Source organism: Exiguobacterium artemiae 255-15 (assembly GCF_000019905.1).
Lineage (GTDB): Bacteria > Bacillota > Bacilli > Exiguobacteriales > Exiguobacteriaceae > Exiguobacterium_A > Exiguobacterium_A artemiae.
In genome coordinates this window covers 2,286,925-2,309,412 of sequence record NC_010556.1, presented here as the reverse complement: position 1 = coordinate 2,309,412, position 22,488 = coordinate 2,286,925, and the positions used below count along the sequence as shown (strand labels likewise).

Sequence of the window (22,488 nt, the reverse complement as noted above, 5' to 3'; positions counted from 1 at the left end):
CTGCTAATATTCAGATTATATTAAAAATAACTAAATACCGATAACTCTTATCGAGAGTGGTGGAGGGACTGGCCCGATGAAACCCGGCAACCGCGGAATTTATTCCGAAGTGGTGCTAATTCCAGCAGACGATTGTCTGCAAGATGAGAGCAAATGGTTTTGTGTACTGAAAAAGTGCGCGCGTTTGCTCTAAAACGTGCGCACTTTTTTTATGTTTAGGAGGGACCGTATTGATTCGCTTACAGGATGTAGGAAAGATTTATCGCTCGAAGCGCGGATCGGTTGAAGCCGTCGTCAATGTCGACTTGTCAATCGAGCGCGGTGAAATTTTTGGAATAATCGGTTATTCAGGGGCAGGGAAATCAACACTGATTCGTTTGCTGAACATGCTGGAGGCACCGACGAGCGGCTCGATTCAAATCGACGGTGTCGAAATGACGACGCTCAAACCAAAAGAATTACGGGGCGTCCGTAAAAACGTCTCAATGGTGTTCCAACACTTTAATCTGCTTTGGTCACGGACAGTCGAAGAAAACATCATGTTCCCGCTTGAGCTCGGCGGTTATCCGAAAGCCCGTCGTAAAGAACGGGTTGCCGAACTGATTCAGCTCGTCGGACTCGACGGACGTGAAGGCGCTTATCCGTCGCAACTGTCTGGTGGACAAAAACAACGGGTCGGGATTGCCCGGGCACTGGCATCCAATCCGGACGTCTTACTCTGTGACGAAGCGACAAGTGCGCTGGATCCAAAAACGACCGACTCGATCCTCGAGTTGTTGGTCGACATCAACAAAAAATTAAAACTGACGATCGTCTTGATCACACACGAGATGCACGTCATTCAGAAAATCTGTCACCGGGTCGCCGTCATGGAAGCCGGGAAAATCGTCGAACAGGGACCGGTCGCAGAAGTGTTCCGTCACCCGAAACAGGCGATGACAAAAGAATTCGTCAAACAATTGACGTCACCATCTGAAAACGAATTGACGTTTTCGAAATTACGCGAACGCTATCCGACCGGAAAAATCGTCCAGCTGACGTTCGTCGGTTCGACGGCGGAAAGTCCAATCCTTGCTGAAGTCATGAAAGACTCGAACTTATTATTCAATATCATCGGCGGAAACGTCGGACAGACGCAGGACGGGGCACTCGGAACGCTGTTCATTCAGTTGCTCGGTTCGGAACAGGAAGCACAAGTGGTCATCGCCAAACTTCAAGCGAGTGACGTTGAAGTGGAGGTGGATCACCGATGAGTACATTTTTTGCAGATGTAGATTGGGATATGGTCTGGGAAGCAACAGGCAGTACGATCTATATGACGGCCGTTGCGGGACTTGCAACGTTTGTCCTTGGACTGGCAATCGGTCTGTTGTTATATGCGACGAACGAAGAATTATTGTTTAAAAACCGGACACTGTATTCCGTGCTCAGCTTTTTAGTCAATATCTTCCGTTCGATCCCGTTTATCATTCTATTGATCCTGTTAATCCCGATCACGAAAATCATCGTTGGATCATTCTTAGGACCAACGGCTGCGCTACCTGCGTTAATTCTAGGTGCAGCACCGTTTTACGGCCGGATGGTCGAACTGGCGCTTCGTGAAGTCGATAAGGGTGTCATCGAGGCAGCCGAATCGATGGGCGCAACGAAGTTCCAAATCATCTATAAAGTCCTGATTCCGGAAGCTCTTCCGGCAATCGTCTCCGGTATCACCGTGACGCTCGTCGCACTCGTCGGTTACACGGCAATGGCCGGGTTAGCCGGTGGTGGTGGACTGGGAGACATGGCCTTCATCGAAGGATTCCAGCGTTCACAAAATAACATCACGGTCATCGCGACACTGTTGATTCTTGTCATCGTCTTCATCATTCAAATTATCGGTGACCTGCTCGTCAAAGCCATCGATAAACGGTAACACCTATCTTATTTAACCTTGGGAGGAATCATTCATGAAACTTTGGAAAAAATTCGTCGGCACAGCAGCCGTATCGGTCTTAGCAGTCAGTCTTGCAGCATGTGGAGAAGAATCTTCATCAGGCAGCAGCGATTCAAAAACACTCGTCATCGGAGCGTCAAACGTTCCCCATGCTGAAATTCTCGAGCACGTCCAAAAAGAATATGAAGCAAAAGGCTATAAACTCGAAATCAAAAAGTTCCAGGATTACGTCCTGCCGAACAAAGCACTCGCTGAAAAAGAAATCGATGCGAACTATTTCCAACACGTGCCGTACCTGGAGCAACAGGAAAAAGAAAACAAAGACTACAAATTCGCGAGTGCCGGCGGCGTTCACGTCGAACCGCTTGGTGTTTACTCTAAAAAATACAAGTCTTTGGATGAACTGCCAAAAGGTGCAACGATTTTAACGAGCTCAAACGTCGCTGAACGCGGACGTGTCTTGACGTTCCTTCAAAACGAAGGACTGATCAAGTTGAAAGACGGTAAAACAACCGATGCACAGCTCAAAGACATCGCGGAAAACCCAAAAAACATCAAGTTCAAAACAAACATTGAAGCGTCACTCTTACCGCAAGCTTACAAAAACAACGAAGGCGACGCGGTCCTCATCAACACGAACTATGCGATTGACAACGGGTTGAACCCGTTGAAAGATACAATTGCCCTGGAAGACGAGTCTTCACCGTACGTCAACATCATCGTCACACGTGATGGCGATGAAAAAGACAAACGCGTCACGACATTGCTCGATATTCTCCACGAGAAAAAGAACCAGGACTGGATCACAAAAGAATACAAAGGTGCGGTCGTACCGGTCAGTAAATAATCTGCTCGATGAATGCATTCTTCCTATATAATGGAAGAATGCATTATTTTTTTGTGCGAAAGGGGGATTCCCATGCAACGTTTGAAACAGCTTCATCCGCTGACGGTCGGCGTGTTACTCGGGACGTTTTTCGCCCGGCTCGGAACCTTCATCACGATGCCATTTTTTGCGATTTACTTATCGGTCGTCCTGAAATTCAGTCCGGTCGACGTCGGCTGGATTCTCAGTATTTCAGCCATCGCGAGTCTCGTCATGAGTTTCGTCGGCGGGACATTATCCGACCGCTACGGCCGCCGGACGATGATGCTCAGCGGAACGTTCGGTTTTGTGCTTGTCTTCATCGGACTGGCTCAAGTCGAGACCTTTTGGGCGTTCTTCATCCTGAGTGCCTTAAATGGTATTTTCCGGTCCATCTTCGAACCGTCCGCCCGGGCATTGATCAGTGATACGACGGAGGAAGAAAACCGGTTGTTCGTCTTTAATATCCGTTATACGTGCATCAATATCGCAGCGGCGATCGGACCGGGGATTGCCTTACTACTCAGTGCGGGGAATACGTCGATTACCTTCTATATTACGGCGTTCGTTTACTTCGGCTACGGCGTCGCGATTTTCATTCTGTTCCGACGTCATCCGATTACGGAAAGCCACGGCGGGAAAAAGGTGTCGTTCGGAGCGACGGTCCGTCTGCTGAAAACCGATGTCGCCTTTACGTTCGCACTCGCCGGTATCATCTTCGGCGTCTTCGGATACAGTCAGTTCAACTCGACGTTGCCTCAGTTTTTGACGACGACGACCTTATTGTCCGGGGGAACGAGTCTGTTTGCCTTATTGATTACGATTAATGCCATCACCGTGCTCGTCGTTCAGTATCCGATCATGAAGTTCGGTGTCAAGACGTCACCGCTCGTCTCGATCACGGTCGGGATTGCGACCGTTGCCGTCGGATTATTCGTCATGGGAACGGCCGGCACGGTCTGGCTGATGATCGGTGCGATGTTCATCTTCACGTGCGGGGAAGTGATGATGTTTACGATGACGGACATTTTGACGGACAGCTTTGCGACACCGGAATTACGGGGAAGTTATTTCGGGGCGATGGGCTTGACGTCGATTGGTCAATCGGTCGGACCGGTCATCGGCGGACAATTGTTACTTTATTTTGGACCGGAACGTCCGTTGCCGATTTTCGGTATTTTAGCCCTCTTGACAGTTCTCGGAATACCACTGCTCTTACTGTCACAGCGGGTTCATCGACAAACGAAACCGGAAGAAGAGAAGGAAGTCGTCTCACTTTAAAGTCATTCTCACTAAAAGGCTCGGTTTTGAGAAAAAACCATGAGCGATGACGCTTGAATAATGTGGTATGATTCATTAAGATTAGAATGATACTAAATTAGTAACTCTCGTGAACTGAATCGTCAGACACGAAATGAATAGATGGAGGGATTCTACATGAAGGCTTCACACTTAAAGATTGAAGATTTACACGTTGCAATCGACGGCAAAGAAATCTTGAAAGGCGTCAACTTAGAAATCAAAGGCGGCGAAATCCACGCGGTCATGGGACCAAACGGGACTGGTAAATCAACACTCGCATCTGCATTGATGGGTCACCCGACGTATGAAGTGACATCAGGATCAGTCACACTCGACGGCGAAGACGTCCTCGAAATGGAAGTCAACGAACGTGCGCAAGCAGGTATGTTCCTTGCAATGCAATACCCAAGCGAAATCAGTGGTGTGACGAACTCAGACTTCCTGCGTTCAGCAATCAACTCACGCCGCGAAGAAGGCGATGAAATCTCACTCATGAAATTCATCCGTCAACTCGACGCGCAAATGGGTCTTCTCGAAATGCCAGGCGAAATGGCACACCGTTACCTCAACGAAGGTTTCTCGGGCGGAGAGAAGAAACGGAATGAAATTCTCCAAATGACGATGCTGAAACCAGCGATCGCCATCCTTGACGAAATCGATTCAGGTCTTGATATCGATGCGCTTAAAGTTGTCGCAAAAGGTGTGAACGAAATGCGTTCACCTGAATTCGGCTGCTTGATCATCACGCACTATCAACGTCTCTTGAACTATATCGAGCCTGATTTCATCCATATCATGATGGGCGGAAAAATCGTCATGTCTGGTGGTAAAGAACTTGCTCACCGTCTCGAAGCAGAAGGTTATGACTGGGTTAAAAAAGAACTCGGCATCGAAGAAGTCGAAATCGAAACAAAAGCGTAAGACGAGGGAGGAAGCATGATGACTGTAGAACTGAATCTTGCCGTAAATCGCGAGGCAGTGGCAGAACGTGCGACTCGCTTAGGGGAACCGGCTTGGATGATTACCAAGCGTCAAGATGCACTTGATCTTGCCCCGACGCTCGCATTGCCAAAAGTAGAAAAAATTAAAATCGGTGGCTGGAACTTCACAGAAGGTACAGCAGATCTCGAAACGGTAACTGGTTTGACACCGGATATCGAATCGTTGATCGGTGAAAACCGTGACCATATGCTGATCACGCGTAACGGACAACTCGTCCACGCGCAAAACAGCGAAGCGACGAACGGCGTCATCTTTACAACGCTTGAAGACGCAATGAAGCATCATCCGGAGCTCGTCGAGAAATACTTCATGACAGAAGGCGTCAACGTCAACGAAGATCGTCTCGCAGCACTCAACGCAGCACTCATGAACGGCGGTACATTCCTATACGTACCAAAAGGCTTGAAGTTGACTGTTCCGATGCAGGCGATTTATACGCTGGAACAAACAGGCGGTGCGTTGTACCACCATGCGATCATCATCGCAGATGCTGACAGTGAACTGACGTATATCGAAAACTTCGTCTCTTATGGCGAAGGAGCACATAACGTCAACGTCGTGACAGAAGTCTTCGTTGAAGACAATGCGAAAGTTCTTTTCGGAGGCGTCGATACGCTTGCGAAAGGTGCTGTGACGTATATGAACCGTCGCGGTGTCGTCAAACAAGGCGCGAAGCTCGAATGGGCACTCGGTCACATGAATGACGGACACACGATCACGGAAACGAAAACACACCTTGTCGGTAACGACTCGTTCTCGGACACGAAAGCCGTAACGGTTGGTCGTGGCGAGCAAAAACAAAACTTCAACGTCCGGACAGACCATTTCGGTAAAGGTTCGGAAGGTTTCATCTTGATTCACGGTGTTCAAAAAGATTCAGCGACATCGATCTTTAACGGAACATCAATGATTCATCATGGCGCTTCAAAATCAAACGGTGTTCAAACAGAACGTGTTCTCATGTTGTCTGAAAAGGCACGGGGAGACGCAAACCCGATCCTCTTGATTGACGAAGATGATGTCATGGCAGGACACGCGGCATCTGTCGGTCGTGTCGATGAACTTCAACTCTACTACTTGATGAGCCGTGGTCTTTCACGCAAAGAAGCAGAACGCCTTGTCGTTCACGGTTTCTTACAACCGGTTGTTTCGGAACTCGCGATTGACTCTGTTAAAGAACGCCTCGTGCAAGTGATCGAAGGGAAAGTAAACTAATATGGGAATCGATGCATCCATCCGCAATCAGTTTCCGATTCTTGACCAACAGGTTAATGACCGGAAACTCGTCTATTTAGATAGTGCGGCTTCGTCACAAAAGCCGCTCGTCGTCATTGAGGCGATTGAGAACTACTACAAGACGGTTCATTCGAATGTGCACCGTGGCGTCCATACGCTCGGAACACGAGCGACGGATGCGTACGAAGGTGCGCGTGAGAACGTACGTCGTTTCATCAAGGCGCAACACCATGAAGAGATTATCTTTACCCGCGGGACGACGACAGCGATCAATATCGTCGCCTCAAGTTACGGAATGGAGCATGTCGAAGAAGGAGACGAGATTGTCGTCACGTATCTCGAACATCATGCGAATCTCATTCCGTGGCAACAGGTCGCAAAAAAGAAAAAAGCGAAACTGAAATATGTGGATTTGACGGCAGACGGTCGTGTAACGATTGAAGCGGTCAAAGAACAAATTTCGGATCGGACGAAGATTGTGGCAATGGCCCACGTTTCGAACGTCCTTGGAACCATCAATCCGATTAAAGAAGTCACGCAACTTGCCCATGCTGCCGGCGCCGTCATGGTCGTCGATGCAGCGCAAAGCGCGCCGCATCAACAGATTGATGTTACGGATCTCGATTGTGATTTCCTGGCGTTTTCGGCCCATAAGATGTGCGGACCGACCGGGATCGGCGTCCTGTACGGCAAAAAAGCATTGCTCAATGCGATGGAGCCAGTCGAATTCGGTGGTGAGATGATTGATTACGTCGGGCTGGAAGAGTCGACGTTCAAACCATCTCCGTACCGGTTCGAAGCAGGGACACCAATCATTGCCGGCGCAGTCGGCTTATCGGCAGCGATTGATTTCTTGGAACAAGTCGGACTCAGTAACATCGAAGCCCACGAACGTGAGCTCGCTCAGTATGCGATGGCACAAATGCGTGACATCGAAGGACTGACGATTTACGGTCCGGAAGAACGTGTTGGTCTCGTCACCTTTAATCTCGGTGATGTTCACGCGCATGATGTCGCGACGGTTCTCGATATGCAAGGTATCGCAGTCCGTGCCGGTCACCATTGCGCGCAACCGCTGATGCGCTGGCTTGGAGCCAGTTCTACGGCACGAGCCAGCTTCTACCTGTATAATACAAAGGAAGAAGTAGACGCATTAGTGACAGGACTTCGCCAAACGAAGGAGTATTTCAGTCATGGATTTTAACAATCTCGATCACTTGTACCGTCAAGTGATCATGGACCACTATAAAACGCCCCGCAATCGTGGTGCGATTGACGGTGGTGTGACAATCGATATGAACAATCCGACATGTGGCGACACAATCCGTCTGCAACTCGCAATCGAGGACGATATCGTCAAAGATGCGAAGTTCGACGGTGAAGGATGTTCGATCAGTATGGCGTCTGCGTCGATGATGACACAGGCTGTCAAAGGAAAAACAGTCGAAGAAGCATTACAACTCGCCAACGTCTTTTCCGAGATGGTTCAAGGAAAAGACTACGACGATGAAAAATTTGATCTCGGGGATGCCGAAGCACTGTCTGGTGTGACAAAATTCCCGGCGCGAATCAAGTGTGCGACACTTGCCTGGAAGGCGCTCGAACGCGGCGTCGAAGAAGGGAAGTAACTTCGGTCAGTAAGTAAGAGGAGGAAACGAACATGGCTAAGAACATGCCTGAAATTGGCGATTATAAATATGGTTTCCACGATCGCGATATCTCGATCTTCCGTTCAGGACGCGGCTTGACGACAGAAGTTGTCGAGACGATTTCGAAAATGAAGGAAGAACCGCAATGGATGCTTGATTTCCGTCTGAAATCGCTTAAGATTTTCAACGAACAATCGATGCCAGCATGGGGCGGCGATTTATCAGATCTTCGTTTTGATGACATCACGTACTACGTTAAGCCGTCAGAACGTGCTGAAAAATCTTGGGATGAAGTACCGGAAGAAATCAAACGCACGTTTGATAAACTCGGAATCCCGGAAGCTGAGCAAAAATACCTTGCAGGTGTTTCGGCACAGTACGAATCAGAAGTCGTGTATCACAACATGAAGAGCGAACTGGAAGATCAAGGGATCGTCTTCAAAGATACAGATACAGCACTGAAAGAAAACGAAGATTTATTCCGTGAGTACTTCGGTAAATTGATCCCGCCGACAGACAACAAATTCGCTGCCCTCAATACAGCGGTTTGGTCAGGTGGATCGTTCATCTATGTACCAAAAGGCGTCAAGATGGATACGCCGCTTCAAGCCTACTTCCGGATCAACTCGGAAAACATGGGTCAATTCGAGCGGACGTTGATCATCGTTGACGAAGAAGCATCGGTTCACTACGTCGAAGGATGTACAGCACCGGTCTACACAACGAACTCGCTTCACTCGGCCGTCGTTGAGATCTTCATCAACAAAAATGCGTATTGCCGTTACACGACAATCCAAAACTGGGCAAACAACGTCTACAACCTCGTTACGAAACGTGCGATCTGTGAAGCCGGCGCAACGATGGAATGGGTCGATGGTAACATCGGTTCGAAATTGACGATGAAATACCCTGCCGTCATCCTTAAAGGGGAAGGCTCACGCGGTATGACATTATCAATCGCCATCGCTGGTAAAGGACAACACCAGGACGCAGGCGCGAAAATGATTCACCTCGCACCAAACACGTCGTCCACGATCGTCTCGAAATCGATTTCGAAACACGGTGGGAAAGTCACGTACCGTGGGATTGTCCACTTTGGCCGTAAAGCAACTGGCGCACGTTCGAATATCGAATGTGACACGTTGATTATGGACAACCAGTCGACATCAGATACGATTCCGTACAACGAAATTCTCAACGACAACATTTCGCTTGAACACGAAGCGAAAGTATCGAAGGTCTCGGAAGAGCAATTGTTCTACCTGATGAGCCGCGGGATTTCACAAGAAGAAGCAACTGAAATGATCGTCATGGGCTTCATCGAGCCGTTCACAAAAGAATTGCCGATGGAATATGCGGTCGAAATGAACCGTCTCATCAAGTTCGAGATGGAAGGTTCAATCGGATAATGTTTCTGCTCTCTCATCTTTGGATGAGAGAGTTTTTTGTACACAGGCAAAAGCGGGTAAAGGATTGAAAAAGGAGGGAGTCATCATGCGTGATATCGTCTATTCTTTTCAAGTCTCGCTCGACGGATACATCGAGGATGCGTCGGGCAGCATCGCCTTTGCGTCACCGGATGCGGAACTGCATCAGTACTTCAATGATTATGAAAAAGCATTTGATACCCATGTCTACGGCCGTCGTCTGTATGAGATGATGCACTACTGGGAAACAGCCGATCAGGAAGATGAACCGATCATCATCGAGTATGCGAAAACATGGCAGGCCCTTGAAAAAGTCGTCTTCTCGCAAACGTTGACGGCCGTCGAGGGCAATGCCCGTCTTGCGACCCGGCCGCTTGCCGAGGAACTCGCGGCATAAAGCAGGCACCGGGTAAACAGATTGCGATCGGCGGGGCGACCCTTGCCGCGGAAGCCATCCGTTTGGATTTGGTGGACTGTTATCATGTCGTCATCTATCCCGTCTTACTCGGTGGAGGGAAACGAATGTTTCCGCTGTTTGAGCAATCGTTGTCCTTACAGCTTGTAGATCAACAGACCTTTGCTTCCGGTTGCATCGCCTTGACGTATGATGCGAACCGACTTCTTATAACCCTCAGTGGAATCATGAAACAAGCAATTTTTCCTCCTTATTTTTCAAGGAGTAGGAAGGAATTGCTTGTTTTTTATATGAAAAACACACGTGTTTTCCGAGAAGAGTCTTGAAGAAGAAATTCCCGATTCTGCTATGCTATGATGAACAATAAGCAGAGAAAACGGAACGGAGGGAGCAGGATGATTTATGTCGGCGTGACCGGTTGGGGCGATCATGACAGCCTCTATCCGACACCACAGGATCGGAAAGAGAAGCTCGCTGCTTATGCAGGACACTTTCCGGCAGTCGAAGTCGATTCAACGTATTATGCGATTCAGCCGGAACGCAACTATCAGAAGTGGGTTTCGGAAACACCGGATGATTTCCGGTTCATCGTCAAGGTCCACCGGGCGATGAGCGGTCATGATCGGGAAAACAAGGATCCACTCGGTCCCATCTTTGAACAGTATCTCGCTTCGATCGAGCCGATGCGGCAAAGTGGCAAGATTGCCGCGATTCTCGTCCAACTGCCACCGTGGTTTGACGTCAGCAAAGTACATCTTGAATATCTTCAGACGATTCGGAAGTCGCTTGCCGGCCTCCCGGTCGCAATCGAATTTCGGAATCCGTCCTGGTATTCGGACGCCTACCAGGAACGAACGCTCCGGTTCTTAGCCGAGCATCAGTTCATTCATACGATTTGTGATGAGCCGCAGACGGAAGACGGATCGGTGCCCTTCGTCCCGGTCGTCACACAGGAGACAGCATTTGTGCGTCTGCACGGCCGAAATGTCGCCGGATGGCTGAAGAAGCCCGGACAAAGCAGTGAGGACTGGCGGAAAGTCCGGTGTCTATACCGTTATTCAGAAGAAGAATTACAAGAGTTGGCCTTACATATCCGTTCACTTGCCGAACAGGCAAAAGACGTGTATGTTTTCTTTAATAACAACTCGGCAGGGGATGCCGTACCGAATGCGAAACGTCTCATCGAGATTTTAGGTCTCGATTATGAATCGCTCGCGCCCCGGCAAATTTCACTGTTTTAATACCTGGAGGAGGCTTATGCGTGAAGTTACACGTCATTCATTATAACGATCTGCATTCACACTTTGATATGTGGCCTCGCTATATGTCGTTTATGAAAGAACACCGGACATATGACTCCCTCGTCTTTGACTTGGGGGACCATGCCGACCGGGTTGCCCCGGCAACGGAAGCGACGCAAGGAAAAATTAACACCCATCTCTTAAACGAATTATCGCCGACGGCTGTCACGATTGGAAACAATGAAGGCATCACATTTCCGCATGACTGGCTGGCAGAACTATACAGCGATGCGACGTTCCCGGTGCTTGTCTCGAACTTGTCGGCCCCATTCGCCAAAGCCGGGATGATTCAGGAATTACCGACTGGGAAAGTCGGTATTTTTGGACTGACGGCGCCGTATTATGAATTGTACGAGTTACTCGGTTGGTCGATTGAGAATCCGTTTGAAGCAGCGGCCCGCGAAATCGAAGCCTTGCGGGATCAGGTCGATGTGCTGATCTGTCTGAGTCATCTTGGTTTTTATCAGGATGAAGACTTGGCGGAACGGTTCCCGGAACTGGACTTGATCATTGGATCGCATACGCATCATGTTCTCGATGATGGTGTCGTCCGAAACGGTGTACTGATTGCCCAGGCAGGAAAACACGGACAATATGCGGGTGAGATTTATCTGAATACGGATACGGGCGAAAAAGAAGCGGTTCTTCATCCGCTCGAATCCTATCCGGAAGATGAAGCGACAGCCGTTCTGCTTGATAAGGAACAGTATTTGGCAGAACGTCAGATGAAACAACCGATTGGCCGGACATCAGGTCTAGCGAATGACTGGTTTAATCCATCGCCGTTTACACAACTGCTTGCTGATACGATGCGTGACTGGTGTCAGGCGGATCTTGCCTGTGTGCCGGCCGGTATGCTGCTCGGTTCGTTGTCCCCGGGACCGGTTTCGTCTTACGATTTACACCGGCTTTGTCCGCATCCGATCAATCCGTGTAAAGTGACGATGACCGGAAAAGAATTAAAACAATTCATCGCCGAAGTCGATACGAACCGCTTTGAACAGTTAAAAGTCCGCGGACTCGGCTTCCGGGGAAAGCTGATGGGCAAGATGCATTATGCCGGAAACCGGCAACATCTGGACGATGCGAAACATTACACCGTGGTCCTTCCGGATATGTTTACATTTGGTCCTTTATTTCCGGAAATCAAAGAAATGCCGAAAGAATATTTCATGCCGGAATTGTTACGGGATCTGCTCTTTGATCGCCTATCGGAGAAGTCAGAATTTGGTGAATTACCCATCCGCAAACACTGAATATTTGTTATACTGTAACAGAAATCAGGTCAGTTTTTTACGGATAAAGGGGGAAACCGATTCATGGGACGCAGAGAGATACAACGTAAACCAGAATGGCTGAAGATCAAGCTGAACACGAATGAGACTTACACAGAACTCAAAAGTATGATGCGTGAAAAAAAGCTTCACACGGTATGTGAGGAAGCAAAATGTCCGAACATTCACGAGTGTTGGGCGGTTCGCCGGACGGCGACATTCATGATTCTTGGAAGCATTTGTACACGGGCCTGCCGTTTTTGTGCCGTGACGACAGGACGTCCAAATGAACTTGACTTAGAAGAACCGAAACGCGTAGCGGAATCCGTTCGTCTGATGAATCTGAAGCATGCCGTCATTACAGCGGTTGCACGTGATGATTTAAATGATTTCGGGGCAGGGGTATATGCGGAGACGGTACGGGAAGTCCGTCGCATGAACCCGGAAACATCGATTGAAGTTTTACCGTCCGACATGGGTGGGAACTTCGAGGCGTTGCAGACGCTGATTGAAGCCAAACCGGACATCATGAACCATAACATCGAGACGGTTCGCCGTCTGACACCAACGGTCCGGGCGAAAGCGACATACGACCGAACACTTGAATTCCTGCGTCGTTCCAAAGAACTCGCACCGGAAATTCCGACGAAATCGAGTCTGATGCTCGGACTCGGGGAGACGTGGGACGAAATCTTACAGACGATGGACGACCTGCGTGCGAACGACGTCGACATCATGACGATTGGTCAGTATCTCCAACCGACGAAAAAGCACTTGGACGTTATCAAGTACTACACGCCACAAGAATTTGCTGAATTAAAACAGATTGCGCTCGGAAAAGGCTTCTCGCATTGTGAGGCCGGTCCGCTTGTCCGTTCGTCGTACCATGCTGACGAGCAAGTCAACGCGGCGAAAAAAAATAAAGCGGCTCTGCCGATCGATTGATGATCAAGGACCGTCCACGCCGCGTGCGAGGACGGTTTTCTGCTGTCTGACGATTCGTTTTCAAGTATGATTATGGTAAGATAAAGGAAGCAGGGGGTGGAAAAATGATACAAGTCAATCGTGAAAGATATGAAATCGTGGAAGAAAAACGAGAAGGATTCAACGAAGAAGCCTTCATCGGCCGGTTTAGTGATGTGCTCGAAAAATACGACTACATCGTCGGAGATTGGGGACACGGACAATTGCGCCTCCGTGGTTTCTATGACGACAACCATGAAAAAGCAACGTTTGATACAAAAATCTCCCACGTGGCGGATTATTTGTATGAATACTGCAATTTCGGCTGTGCGTATTTTATCGTCAAACGGATGGAATTCGTAGAAGGAGAAGAAGCACCACCTCGCTTCGACGGATCTTCAGCGAATACGTTAAAACTGAAACGGAAGTTTTCAGCGACGAAAGAAGAGACACAGGACGAGCAGTAATCAAAATGACATCTGAAAGGATGTTTCTGATTGGGTGTTTTCGGCTAATAGTATAGTATCACGCACCTATAGGGGGAACTATCCATGAGAATCGTCGGGATTTACAAGTCTGTACCAGAAGTTGTCAGTGCTGTTCATGATTTACGTGTCGCAGGTGTTGTATCAACAGATTTGAAAGTCGTTGCCCATGATCGATATGATCTGGAACAGATCGAGGAATTGGCCGATTTGAAAAATCATCAAACATCAACACGTCTGTCGCAGGAAGAACATATGAATCTGTGGCAGGAGATCAAAGGAATCTTTAAAAAAGACAGCAACGGACCTTCTTCACACAGCGATGTCCTCGAAGCGAGTGGATTAACGAAAGATGATGTCAACCGTGCCAATAAAGCAGCGGAAGAGGGACAATTCGTCTTACTCGTCGGCGATGAAGCGGATCAACATTCGGAACGTAAAGCCCATGATGAATCCGACAATACGAATGTCTTCAGCGGTCCCAACACACTCAACGAGCGTAACGACCGGTTACTGTAACAGTAAAACGAGGCTGGGACATAACTAGCTGGCTTTTAAAGAAAATAAGGGATTGCCATCGTCACGATGGCAATCCCTTATTTTTTTTCATCACCTCTTGTTAAAATGCCCCTCGGGCAATACTTTGGGTGAGCCACTTTCTCAGATTTACTGCCATAAGGATGAAGCCAAGCTCACGTTTCACCTTTGCTTTTCCTCTTACGGAAAAACGAGTGAAACGCAAATTAGCCTTCAGATTCCCAAAAACTGGTTCTACGTCTATCTTACGTTTCGCGTAGATTTTCCCGGTTTTTTGATCTGAAAGCAGGTCCTTTACCTGTTCCTTTTGCTCTTCCCACGAAACGTTTACTCGGACTTGGCGATGACGACCCTTCTCTGCCTTGGTACAGAGGGATCGAAGCGGGCAGTCATCACAACTCTCACTTTCGTACACCTTGAAATCGCGGGTAAAACCATATCGATCCGTTCTCTTAGACATGTAACGGAACGTCACGTTCTGCCCGTTCGGGCATACAAAGTGATCGGTCGTTTCATCGTAGGACCAGTTGACGAGATTAAAAGGATCATCACGCCATTTTCGCGTCTTCTCTTTTTGAAACATCGTATAGGGAACGAGCGGAATGCGCCCTCGGCGCATCAGAATCTCCTGATAATTTTCTTGGCTTCCATAGCCGGCGTCCGCAACGATATGTTTCGGTAAAGTAAGATACGAGGAAACCTCATCTAAAAATGGGATTAACGTGCGGGCATCGGTCGGATTGGGATAGACATCATAAGCGAGGGTATATTGACCTTCGGTCGCAATCTGCACGTTGTACCCCGGCTTGAGTTGTCCATTTTGCATATGATCTTCCTTCATCCGCATAAACGTCGCATCCGTATCCGTTTTCGAATAGCTGTTCCGTCCATCGAACGTTTCCTTTTGGACGGCATACTTCCTTTTTCTTTCCACGAACTCAGCGAACTTTTTTCGGAAAAGATGGGGTTGCTTTCGTTCGGAACGAAGCCGTTTTCTCTCCTGCGTATCTGAACTTGCCTCGATTTCTTGATTGATAGAAGCGATTCGTCCCTCCAAAACATCACCGATGTGCTCGAGTTCAGGAAGGGTCAGTTCGTCTGGACTTTCTCGTTCAATCTCCGGTAAGATTTCTTGTGCGACGAGTTCTTCATAGAGAAGATTAGACTTTTCAACGAGCGACGCACTATATCGCTCGACGGATTTTCGCCAGACGAACGTATATCGATTCGCATTCGCTTCTAGTTTCGTACCATCAATGAAGATCGCTTCTTCCTTAATTTCTCCCATCTCGACGAGATGGCAACGGAAGGTGACGAACGCCTGCTTAAGGATAGGTGTGACTGCCGGGTGCACTCGAAAGCGATTGATAGTACGATAGCTCGGTTCATTCCCTTGAGCGAGCCACATCATACGCAGGCTGTCTTGAAGGAGTCCTTCGATCTTCCGACCAGAGAAGACCGATTGCGTATAGGCGCATAAAATGATCTTCATCATCATGCGTGGATGATAGGCGGGGCAGCCTGTCGTTCGAGTAAAAGGTTCAAAGGCATCGTCGGGAATGGACTCGACAAGATGATGAACGGCGAATGCGATATCGTTTTCTTGAAGACGAATTTCTAAATCTAAAGGTAGAACCAGCTGGTTCATGGTATAATTTTTAAACATAAGGACACCTCCGATAGTTATGGTTTGGTCACTTTAACTTTATCAGAGGCAGTCCTTATTTGTTTACTTAAAATCGGTTTTTCATCATAGAAGAAGGCCCTTGAAACGAAAAACGTTTCGAGGGCCTTCTCATTTATAAAACTGAGTTATGTCCCAGCCTCGTTTTTTTGCTTATAATCCGATATAGTCGCGTAAGTATCCTTCAAGTTCATCCGCCACTTCATCCTCAAGATCAAAGGCATGAGCGATATAGCCGGGTTCATCGAAGTCATCCGGACCGATGATGGCAAACCGGTTGGATAAGAGATTCAACACTAAAATCTTTCCGAAAAAATGTTCGGAATGGGTGATCGCTAAATCAAACCGGCTCGTCTCACCAATCCAGCAAACGAATCGGGTTTTTGTCTGTTCGACGTCATCATATAAAAAATCGCGTTCTTGCATCATCTGTCAGTTCCCTCATTTCCTTCATCTCTGCTTAGATTAAAGGGTTTGAGGAACCTTTTGCAAGTACGGTTTACGTGACAAGCTATGTTCGGCGATGACTTTCCGGATCGTCCGTGTTTTTGAACGCATGACGAGTGATGTCGTCTCGACGATATCATCCGTCAAGAAGCGGACGCCGTCGAGCATTTCACCTGTCGTCACGCCTGTTGCTGCGAAGATGCAGTCGTCACTTTTGATCAGATCATCAAGCGTCAACAATTGCAACGGATCCGCAAGCCCCATCCGGATGACGCGTGCTGTTTCTTCCTCGTTCATCGGGTGCAGACGTGCCTGCATATCGCCGCCCATTGCTTTGACGGCAGCCGCTGTGATGACGCCTTCCGGTGCCCCACCGGTTCCAATGAAGATATCGATGCCCGTTGATGGTGAGAGCGGAGCGATTCCGGCTGATACATCGCCGTCTTCAAACAGACGGACACGTGCGCCGACACGCATTGCCGCTTCTCGGAAGTGATCATGGCGCGGACGATCCTGCATGATGACCGTGACATCTTCAATCCTTTTCTGATTTAGTTCTGCTGCTTTTTGAATGATGACTTCAAGGGGATCGTCAAGTGAGACATGTCCTTTTAAGTTTGGTCCGACTGTCAGTTTATCCATATACATATCCGGTGCGTGTAACAATGCTCCCTGGTCAGCGACTGCGATGACGACCATGGCGTTACCGAGACCTTTTGCCACGATGTTCGTTCCTTCGAGCGGATCGACGGCGATATCGACGATAGGACCGCTTGTCGTACCAACTTTTTCGCCGATGAATAACATCGGTGCTTCGTCGAGTTCCCCTTCACCGATGACGACTGTTCCCGCCATGTTAACGGTGTTTAAGACTTCGCGCATGGCTGTTGTTGCCGCATCATCGGCTTCGTTCTTCTTGCCCCGGCCAATCCATTTGGCGGATGCCAGTGCAGCTGCTTCTGTTGCTCGGACGATTTCTAGTGCTAATTCGCGTTCCATCTATGAATAACCTCCAAGTCACCTAATGTGACATACTATTTTCGTAAAAATCTAAATTGAGGATAACACATTGCGCAATGTGATGCAAACAGCCTTTCTGCTTTTCATGTTTCGCCGATAGAGCTAAAATGAAGGGTGTGAGGGGGAATGGAAGATGTATTTTGTGAATCGTGAAAAGATTGAACAAACCGTAGTTTGTTTGGAAACGGCATTGCGTCAAAGTAAAGAGTTAACGGGGGACGCTTTGACGGTTTCACTGGCGTGGGAACGGATTGGATTTTTAGTGATTGAAAGCATCATCGACATCGGAAACAGTATGATTGATGGTTTCATCATGCGTGATCCGGGAAGTTATGAAGATATCGTCATGATTTTAGAAGATGAGCGGGTCATCGACGCGTCACTTGCGACGAGTTTGAAGCGCATCGTGGCACTCCGGACACAAATCGTCCGTGAATTTACGACATCAAGTACAGCGGAAATCCGCAACGTTTTGTTTGAGGAAGAAACACAATTACGTCGTTTCCCGGACGCGGTCCGACATTATCTAGAGACAGAACTCGGACCCGTCTCGGCATTTTTACCAAATGAGGAGTGAGTCAGCATGAAGGCAAAAGGCTATTTATTTGATTTAGACGGTACGATGTATAACGGGACAGAACCCGTCAAAGAAGCGGTTGATTTCGTCAACCGGTTGCAGGAAGAAGATGTACCGTATCTGTTCGTTACGAATAATGCTTCGATGACGGCAGAAGCCGTCGCTGAGAAATTACGAGGCATGGGTGTTCACTCGAACGCGGAACATGTCTTAACCAGTGCGATGGCGACAGGTCGCTACATCGCAGAACTCGATCCGGGTGCGAAAGTCTATGCCATCGGAGAAGGCGGATTGATTGATGCTCTTGAGCGTCAAGGCTTACAAGTCGTTGCGGATGAGCATGCCGATTATGTCGTGATTGGTCTTGACCGTCAGATCACGTATGAGAAGTTAGCGATCGGAGCCCTCGCGATTCGGGCCGGCGCCCGTTTTATCTCGACGAACGGAGATATCGCGATTCCGACAGAGCGCGGCTTCTTACCGGGGAACGGGGCGTTGACATCGGTGTTACGCGTGACGACGGAAAAAGAACCGTTTTATATCGGGAAACCGGAACCGGTCATGGTCAATATTGCGGCTGAGATGATCGGTCTTGCGAAAGAAGATCTCATCATGGTCGGAGATAATTACCATACCGACATTTTATTCGGGATCAACGGCGGTATCCGGACGATGCATGTCAACTCCGGCGTTCATACACCGGTCTTCATTCAAGGACAGGATGCCCAACCGACCTACATGGTCGATACGTTGGCAGAATGGATTCTTTAAACACAAAAATCCCCATTGACGGATGTCAGTGGGGATTTTACTTCATTAGAAAACTTGTTCGACTTCAACGACGCCGGCTACTTCTTCAAGCAGGGCACGTTCGATACCAGCTTTCAGTGTGATTGTTGAACTTGGGCAGCTGCCGCAAGCTCCCATCAAACGGAGTTTGACGATACCATCTTCTACATCTACGAGTTCAACGTCTCCTCCGTCACGAAGAAGGAACGGACGCAATTTTTCGAGTACTTCGTTTACTTGATCAAACATTTCCATGCGTAAACACATCCTTTCTTATAGAATCATTGTAACAGGGTTGAAAAATGTTCTCAATCTGGAAAACTTGTATACTAAAAAAGAAGTGTAACAAATAGGGGGGACCACAGATGGAAATCAAGGTATATGGGGCGGCACAGACGTGTCCGAGTTGCGTTGGGGCACCAAGTTCAGAGGAGACATACAGTTGGCTGCAGGCCGTTCTTGGACGGAAGTACGAGACGGCATTGACTTTTGAATATGTGGATTTCGAAGCGGCACCGGTCGAGGATGAATGGATTACGGCTCTTCAGGACGATGTTTATTTTTATCCGCTTGTTCTGCTTGACGGTGAGATGGTCGATGAAGGATACGTCCAGTTGAAAAAAATCACGCAGGCAATTGACAGAAGACTTGAAAAAACGGCCCCGGAATGACCGGCGCCGTTTTTTTTATTTAATTTTTTTATGTTTCCAGAGCACACCGGACTTCAGAAGACGTGGAACTTTCCCTGTCAACGCCTGTTTCCCCATGACGATGCCGAAGCCGTCTGACTTTCCAAGTGATCCGAGCATACCGCGCAATTTGATTTCCGGCAGTTTCGGTAATTTCTTGCCGGCCCATTTTGCCTGCAGGACATCGACGACCTGATCCGCTTGATGCTCCGCAAGCTGACCGCTTGGCGCATACGGGAGACTGGCACAATCCCCGATGACGAACACATTTTCATGTTCCGGCACGTGGTGGTGTTCCGTCAGCTTGATCCGTCCGCCGCTGTCAGCTTCAAAACCAAGATCACGGACGACTTTAACCGGTTGCGTACCCGCTGTCCAAATCGTTAAGTTCGATGGATAGGCGTCATCCCCGTTTTGAACATCATCCGCCGTGACGAAGGTGACGTTCGAGTTATTGATGACTTCGACGTCATGCTCCTCGAACCATTCCTGGACGTAGGTCGACACTTTATCCGAGAGGAAGGACAGAACGGACGGTCCCCGGTCGAATAGGCGAATTTTCAAATCTTTCCGGCTTTCGTGCAGTTCACTCGCGAGCTCGACTCCGGATAATCCGGCTCCGACGATGGAAACGATCGCACCGGGTGAAAGTCCGCAAATCGCCTGTTGTGTTTTCCGTGACTCTTCGAGTGTCTGGATGCTGTAAGTAAACTCTTGTGCCCCCGGTATGTTATGGTATTTATCTTCACAACCTAAGGCGATGATCAAATCATCATAAAACAATTCCGTTCCGTCTTGCAGATGAACGGAGTTCGTCTCTGGTGAAATCTTTACGACATGTCCATACTTATATGAGAGATGTTCCCCTTCCGGAAACGCGATCCGGACATCCCGGTCCGACAATGTTCCGGCAGCAAGTGCATAGTACTCTGTTTTTAACGCGTGGTACGGTAAACGATCGACGAGCGTCACAGCGACATCTTCATCCTTGAATCGTTCACAAATCCGCATGCCACCATATCCGCCACCTAAAACAACCAGTTGCTTCATAACTTAAAATCCCCCTTAGTTCCCCTAAATCAGTCTGACCTTGTATAATACGACATGAGGAAAGATAATTCCTGCCTGAAGGAGGAAAAAAAGTGAATCCGATTATTGAATTTTGTATCAGTAACTTAGCGACAGGGACTCAGGTCGTCATGCAACAGCTCGAACGGGACCCGAATGTCGATGTCGTCGAATATGGTTGCCTCGGTTATTGCGGGATTTGTTCGCTTGACCATTTTTGTCTCGTCGATGGAGAAACCGTTGTCGGGGAGACACCGGAAGAACTGCTTGAAAAGATTTATCAGAAAATCGAAGAAAACGAGCTCTAAAAAAATCCCCGTGTCTCACAAGAGACCGGGGATTTGTGTCTGTCAGCGGGCGCGGCTTCGGACTTAGACAGTTTGTTGACGACGTGTCATCCAAGGTTTTAGTTTCAGGAACAGCGGGATGAAGAGTGCTGAGATGAACATCGCCTTGATGATGTTAAACGGTAAGATACCGGCTGTAATCGTCGTCCACTTGACGGCAGGGTCAAGCATGTAGTCCATACCGAAGAACCAAGCGTACGCTGGAAGAATCAAGATATAGTTGAGGATGGCAAGACCGAGTGCCATCGTGATCGTACCTGCGACAAGACCGGTTGCGAGACCTTTTGTCGATTTCTTTTTATGATAGAACCAACTGACCGGAAGAATGAAGGCAACGCCAGCTGCGAAGTTGGCAAGCTCACCGACCGGAACACCACTTCCACGTAAGATGTAGTACAGGACGTTTTTGAGTGCTTCGACGATGACGCCGGCAACAGGTGAGAACATGATTGCGGCGATCAAAGCAGGAACATCACTGAAGTCAATCTTCAAATAGTTCGGTAAAAACGGAAGCGGGAAATTCAGTAGCATAAGAACAAATGAAATTGAACCTAACATCGATAATGTGACCATTTTTTGTGTGCGTTTCATACGAGTATAATCTCCTTTTGCTCGTTCCTCTCGATGAAGTATTGGCATGTCTGCGTTCAAAATAAACCCCCATCGAAGTGTTCGATGGGGGAGAAGTCCGCAGTAAACTAAGCCTGACCGATTTTTGCAAAATCGGTTCAAGAAAGAAACATGCCGCCATCTTCTCCCATCCAGACTATACTGTCGGCTCCTGAGTTACACAGAATCAGCAAATAGCGCCCTATTCGCTCGCGGGCTTCAGGCGAATCGCCTGTTTACCGCCGGTCGGGAATTTCACCCTGCCCTGAAGATGGAACGATTTAATTTTTTTTAATACAACTTATTTATACAACGAATTCAAGATTGTTTCAAGCAACTAGGTTTCGATTCCCCTTAAAATTGCGTATACTAATAAAAAAGGGAAGGTGATGACATGATTCATTTAACAGAAGCGGCCGCACTGCAAGTCAAAGAAATGATGTTGCAGGCGCCGGACGATGAACAAAATCTGCGCATGCTCGTCCAAGGCGGCGGATGCAGTGGTCTCTCCTACGGCATGGGGTTTGACAGTGAAAAAGAGACGGACTTGACCTTTGAGCAACACGGAGTCAAAGTCATCGTTGATCAAAAAGATTATCCGGTCGTTAAAGGACTGGAAGTAGATTATAAACAATCCATGCTCGGAGGCGGATTCACGATTACGAATCCAAATGCAATCGCGACATGCGGTTGCGGAACGTCGTTCCGAACGGCGACGAATGCCGGCACACCGGGCGGCTGTTAATGAAATGACTTGTATCGCAGACGATTGCCGTCTGCGATTTTTTTGTTTTCACGAGCGATTGACAGGACTTTTCAATGGAGATGGAGAAGGACTAACAGGAACGTTAGCACGCTATGATGAG

26 protein-coding genes, 1 pseudogene and 2 riboswitches are annotated in these 22,488 nt (G+C 48.3%); of the genes and pseudogenes, 21 read left to right on the top strand and 6 right to left on the bottom strand.

Going from position 1 to position 22,488, the window contains the following annotated elements; all coding sequences use genetic code 11:
* The first annotated feature begins 44 nt into the window (after positions 1-44).
* A riboswitch (SAM riboswitch) is annotated at positions 45-150 on the top strand.
* An 80-nt stretch (positions 151-230) separates the two neighbouring features.
* From EXIG_RS11940 to EXIG_RS11870, 16 genes are all read left to right on the top strand, one after another.
* Positions 231-1,253: a methionine ABC transporter ATP-binding protein gene (locus EXIG_RS11940; RefSeq protein ID WP_012371208.1), complete on the top strand. Its 1,023-nt coding sequence runs from the start codon at positions 231-233 to the stop codon at positions 1,251-1,253.
* Positions 1,250-1,915 (top strand): methionine ABC transporter permease, encoded by a 666-nt coding sequence (locus EXIG_RS11935; RefSeq protein ID WP_012371207.1) that lies wholly within the window; start codon positions 1,250-1,252, stop codon positions 1,913-1,915. Before EXIG_RS11940 ends, EXIG_RS11935 begins: the two co-directional genes overlap by 4 nt.
* A 34-nt stretch (positions 1,916-1,949) precedes the next feature.
* Positions 1,950-2,783: a MetQ/NlpA family ABC transporter substrate-binding protein gene (locus EXIG_RS11930; RefSeq protein WP_012371206.1), complete on the top strand. Its 834-nt coding sequence runs from the start codon at positions 1,950-1,952 to the stop codon at positions 2,781-2,783.
* 72 nt (positions 2,784-2,855) lie between these two features.
* Positions 2,856-4,082, top strand: coding sequence for an MDR family MFS transporter (locus EXIG_RS11925; protein ID WP_012371205.1), 1,227 nt, complete (start codon positions 2,856-2,858; stop codon positions 4,080-4,082).
* A 156-nt stretch (positions 4,083-4,238) separates the two neighbouring features.
* Complete coding sequence (gene sufC / locus EXIG_RS11920; RefSeq protein WP_012371204.1) at positions 4,239-5,024, top strand: Fe-S cluster assembly ATPase SufC; 786 nt, start codon at positions 4,239-4,241, stop codon at positions 5,022-5,024.
* An 18-nt stretch (positions 5,025-5,042) separates the two neighbouring features.
* Positions 5,043-6,320: a Fe-S cluster assembly protein SufD gene (gene sufD / locus EXIG_RS11915; protein ID WP_012371203.1), complete on the top strand. Its 1,278-nt coding sequence runs from the start codon at positions 5,043-5,045 to the stop codon at positions 6,318-6,320.
* A gap of 1 nt (position 6,321) precedes the next feature.
* Positions 6,322-7,545, top strand: a complete 1,224-nt coding sequence (locus tag EXIG_RS11910; protein ID WP_012371202.1) for a cysteine desulfurase — start codon at positions 6,322-6,324, stop codon at positions 7,543-7,545.
* The gene (gene sufU, locus EXIG_RS11905; protein ID WP_012371201.1) at positions 7,535-7,969 is read left to right on the top strand and encodes a Fe-S cluster assembly sulfur transfer protein SufU; all 435 of its coding nucleotides are present in this window, start codon (positions 7,535-7,537) and stop codon (positions 7,967-7,969) included. The genes EXIG_RS11910 and sufU overlap by 11 nt, the downstream gene beginning before the upstream one ends.
* Positions 7,970-8,001: 32 nt before the next feature.
* Complete coding sequence (gene sufB / locus EXIG_RS11900) at positions 8,002-9,399, top strand: Fe-S cluster assembly protein SufB (RefSeq protein WP_012371200.1); 1,398 nt, start codon at positions 8,002-8,004, stop codon at positions 9,397-9,399.
* 85 nt (positions 9,400-9,484) lie between these two features.
* Positions 9,485-9,814: a dihydrofolate reductase family protein gene (locus tag EXIG_RS16180; protein WP_052294391.1), complete on the top strand. Its 330-nt coding sequence runs from the start codon at positions 9,485-9,487 to the stop codon at positions 9,812-9,814.
* Complete coding sequence (locus tag EXIG_RS16240) at positions 9,811-10,158, top strand: dihydrofolate reductase family protein (protein ID WP_081432757.1); 348 nt, start codon at positions 9,811-9,813, stop codon at positions 10,156-10,158. The genes EXIG_RS16180 and EXIG_RS16240 overlap by 4 nt, the downstream gene beginning before the upstream one ends.
* 69 nt (positions 10,159-10,227) lie before the next feature.
* Positions 10,228-11,073: a DUF72 domain-containing protein gene (locus EXIG_RS11890; RefSeq protein WP_012371199.1), complete on the top strand. Its 846-nt coding sequence runs from the start codon at positions 10,228-10,230 to the stop codon at positions 11,071-11,073.
* A 20-nt stretch (positions 11,074-11,093) separates the two neighbouring features.
* Positions 11,094-12,389 carry a bifunctional metallophosphatase/5'-nucleotidase gene (locus EXIG_RS11885; protein WP_012371198.1) on the top strand — a complete coding sequence of 432 codons (1,296 nt, stop codon included), beginning with the start codon at positions 11,094-11,096 and terminating at the stop codon, positions 12,387-12,389.
* A 63-nt stretch (positions 12,390-12,452) separates the two neighbouring features.
* On the top strand, positions 12,453-13,352 hold the full coding sequence (gene lipA, locus EXIG_RS11880) for a lipoyl synthase (protein WP_012371197.1): 900 nt from the start codon (positions 12,453-12,455) through the stop codon (positions 13,350-13,352).
* Positions 13,353-13,456: 104 nt separating this feature from the next.
* Positions 13,457-13,837, top strand: a complete 381-nt coding sequence (locus EXIG_RS11875; protein WP_012371196.1) for a YutD family protein — start codon at positions 13,457-13,459, stop codon at positions 13,835-13,837.
* 84 nt (positions 13,838-13,921) lie between these two features.
* A complete protein-coding gene (locus tag EXIG_RS11870) occupies positions 13,922-14,374 on the top strand; it encodes a general stress protein (RefSeq protein WP_012371195.1) in 453 nt (150 codons plus the stop codon).
* A gap of 133 nt (positions 14,375-14,507) precedes the next feature.
* Here the strand turns inward: EXIG_RS11870 and EXIG_RS11865 are convergent.
* The 3 genes and pseudogenes from EXIG_RS11865 to glpX all read right to left on the bottom strand — a co-directional run.
* Positions 14,508-16,058: pseudogene (locus EXIG_RS11865) on the bottom strand (IS1182 family transposase); the annotation flags it as partial.
* Between the two features lie 171 nt (positions 16,059-16,229).
* Entirely contained in the window at positions 16,230-16,505 is a 276-nt protein-coding gene (locus EXIG_RS11860; protein WP_012371194.1) for a DUF3055 domain-containing protein, read from the bottom strand.
* A 36-nt stretch (positions 16,506-16,541) separates the two neighbouring features.
* On the bottom strand, positions 16,542-17,522 hold the full coding sequence (glpX, locus tag EXIG_RS11855) for a class II fructose-bisphosphatase (protein WP_012371193.1): 981 nt from the start codon (positions 17,520-17,522) through the stop codon (positions 16,542-16,544).
* 154 nt (positions 17,523-17,676) lie between these two features.
* On the opposite strand from glpX, the gene EXIG_RS11850 reads away from it, so the two are divergent.
* Complete coding sequence (locus tag EXIG_RS11850; protein ID WP_012371192.1) at positions 17,677-18,120, top strand: DUF86 domain-containing protein; 444 nt, start codon at positions 17,677-17,679, stop codon at positions 18,118-18,120.
* 6 nt (positions 18,121-18,126) lie between these two features.
* A complete protein-coding gene (nucF, locus tag EXIG_RS11845; protein ID WP_012371191.1) occupies positions 18,127-18,891 on the top strand; it encodes a 5' nucleotidase NucF in 765 nt (254 codons plus the stop codon).
* 45 nt (positions 18,892-18,936) lie between these two features.
* Here nucF and EXIG_RS11840 read toward each other — a convergent pair whose 3' ends face one another.
* Complete coding sequence (locus EXIG_RS11840; RefSeq protein WP_012371190.1) at positions 18,937-19,164, bottom strand: NifU family protein; 228 nt, start codon at positions 19,162-19,164, stop codon at positions 18,937-18,939.
* A 110-nt stretch (positions 19,165-19,274) separates the two neighbouring features.
* Between EXIG_RS11840 and EXIG_RS11835 the strand changes: the two genes are divergently transcribed.
* The gene (locus tag EXIG_RS11835; protein WP_012371189.1) at positions 19,275-19,580 is read left to right on the top strand and encodes a DUF1462 family protein; all 306 of its coding nucleotides are present in this window, start codon (positions 19,275-19,277) and stop codon (positions 19,578-19,580) included.
* A gap of 15 nt (positions 19,581-19,595) precedes the next feature.
* Here EXIG_RS11835 and EXIG_RS11830 read toward each other — a convergent pair whose 3' ends face one another.
* Positions 19,596-20,648: an NAD(P)/FAD-dependent oxidoreductase gene (locus EXIG_RS11830; RefSeq protein ID WP_012371188.1), complete on the bottom strand. Its 1,053-nt coding sequence runs from the start codon at positions 20,646-20,648 to the stop codon at positions 19,596-19,598.
* 92 nt (positions 20,649-20,740) lie between these two features.
* Between EXIG_RS11830 and EXIG_RS11825 the strand changes: the two genes are divergently transcribed.
* Positions 20,741-20,974, top strand: coding sequence for a YuzB family protein (locus EXIG_RS11825; protein ID WP_012371187.1), 234 nt, complete (start codon positions 20,741-20,743; stop codon positions 20,972-20,974).
* A gap of 63 nt (positions 20,975-21,037) precedes the next feature.
* Here EXIG_RS11825 and EXIG_RS11820 read toward each other — a convergent pair whose 3' ends face one another.
* Positions 21,038-21,604: an ECF transporter S component gene (locus EXIG_RS11820; RefSeq protein ID WP_012371186.1), complete on the bottom strand. Its 567-nt coding sequence runs from the start codon at positions 21,602-21,604 to the stop codon at positions 21,038-21,040.
* A 154-nt stretch (positions 21,605-21,758) separates the two neighbouring features.
* Positions 21,759-21,899: riboswitch (FMN riboswitch) on the bottom strand.
* A gap of 117 nt (positions 21,900-22,016) precedes the next feature.
* On the opposite strand from EXIG_RS11820, the gene EXIG_RS11815 reads away from it, so the two are divergent.
* A complete protein-coding gene (locus tag EXIG_RS11815) occupies positions 22,017-22,367 on the top strand; it encodes a HesB/IscA family protein (RefSeq protein WP_012371185.1) in 351 nt (116 codons plus the stop codon).
* The last annotated feature ends 121 nt before the right edge of the window (positions 22,368-22,488 follow it).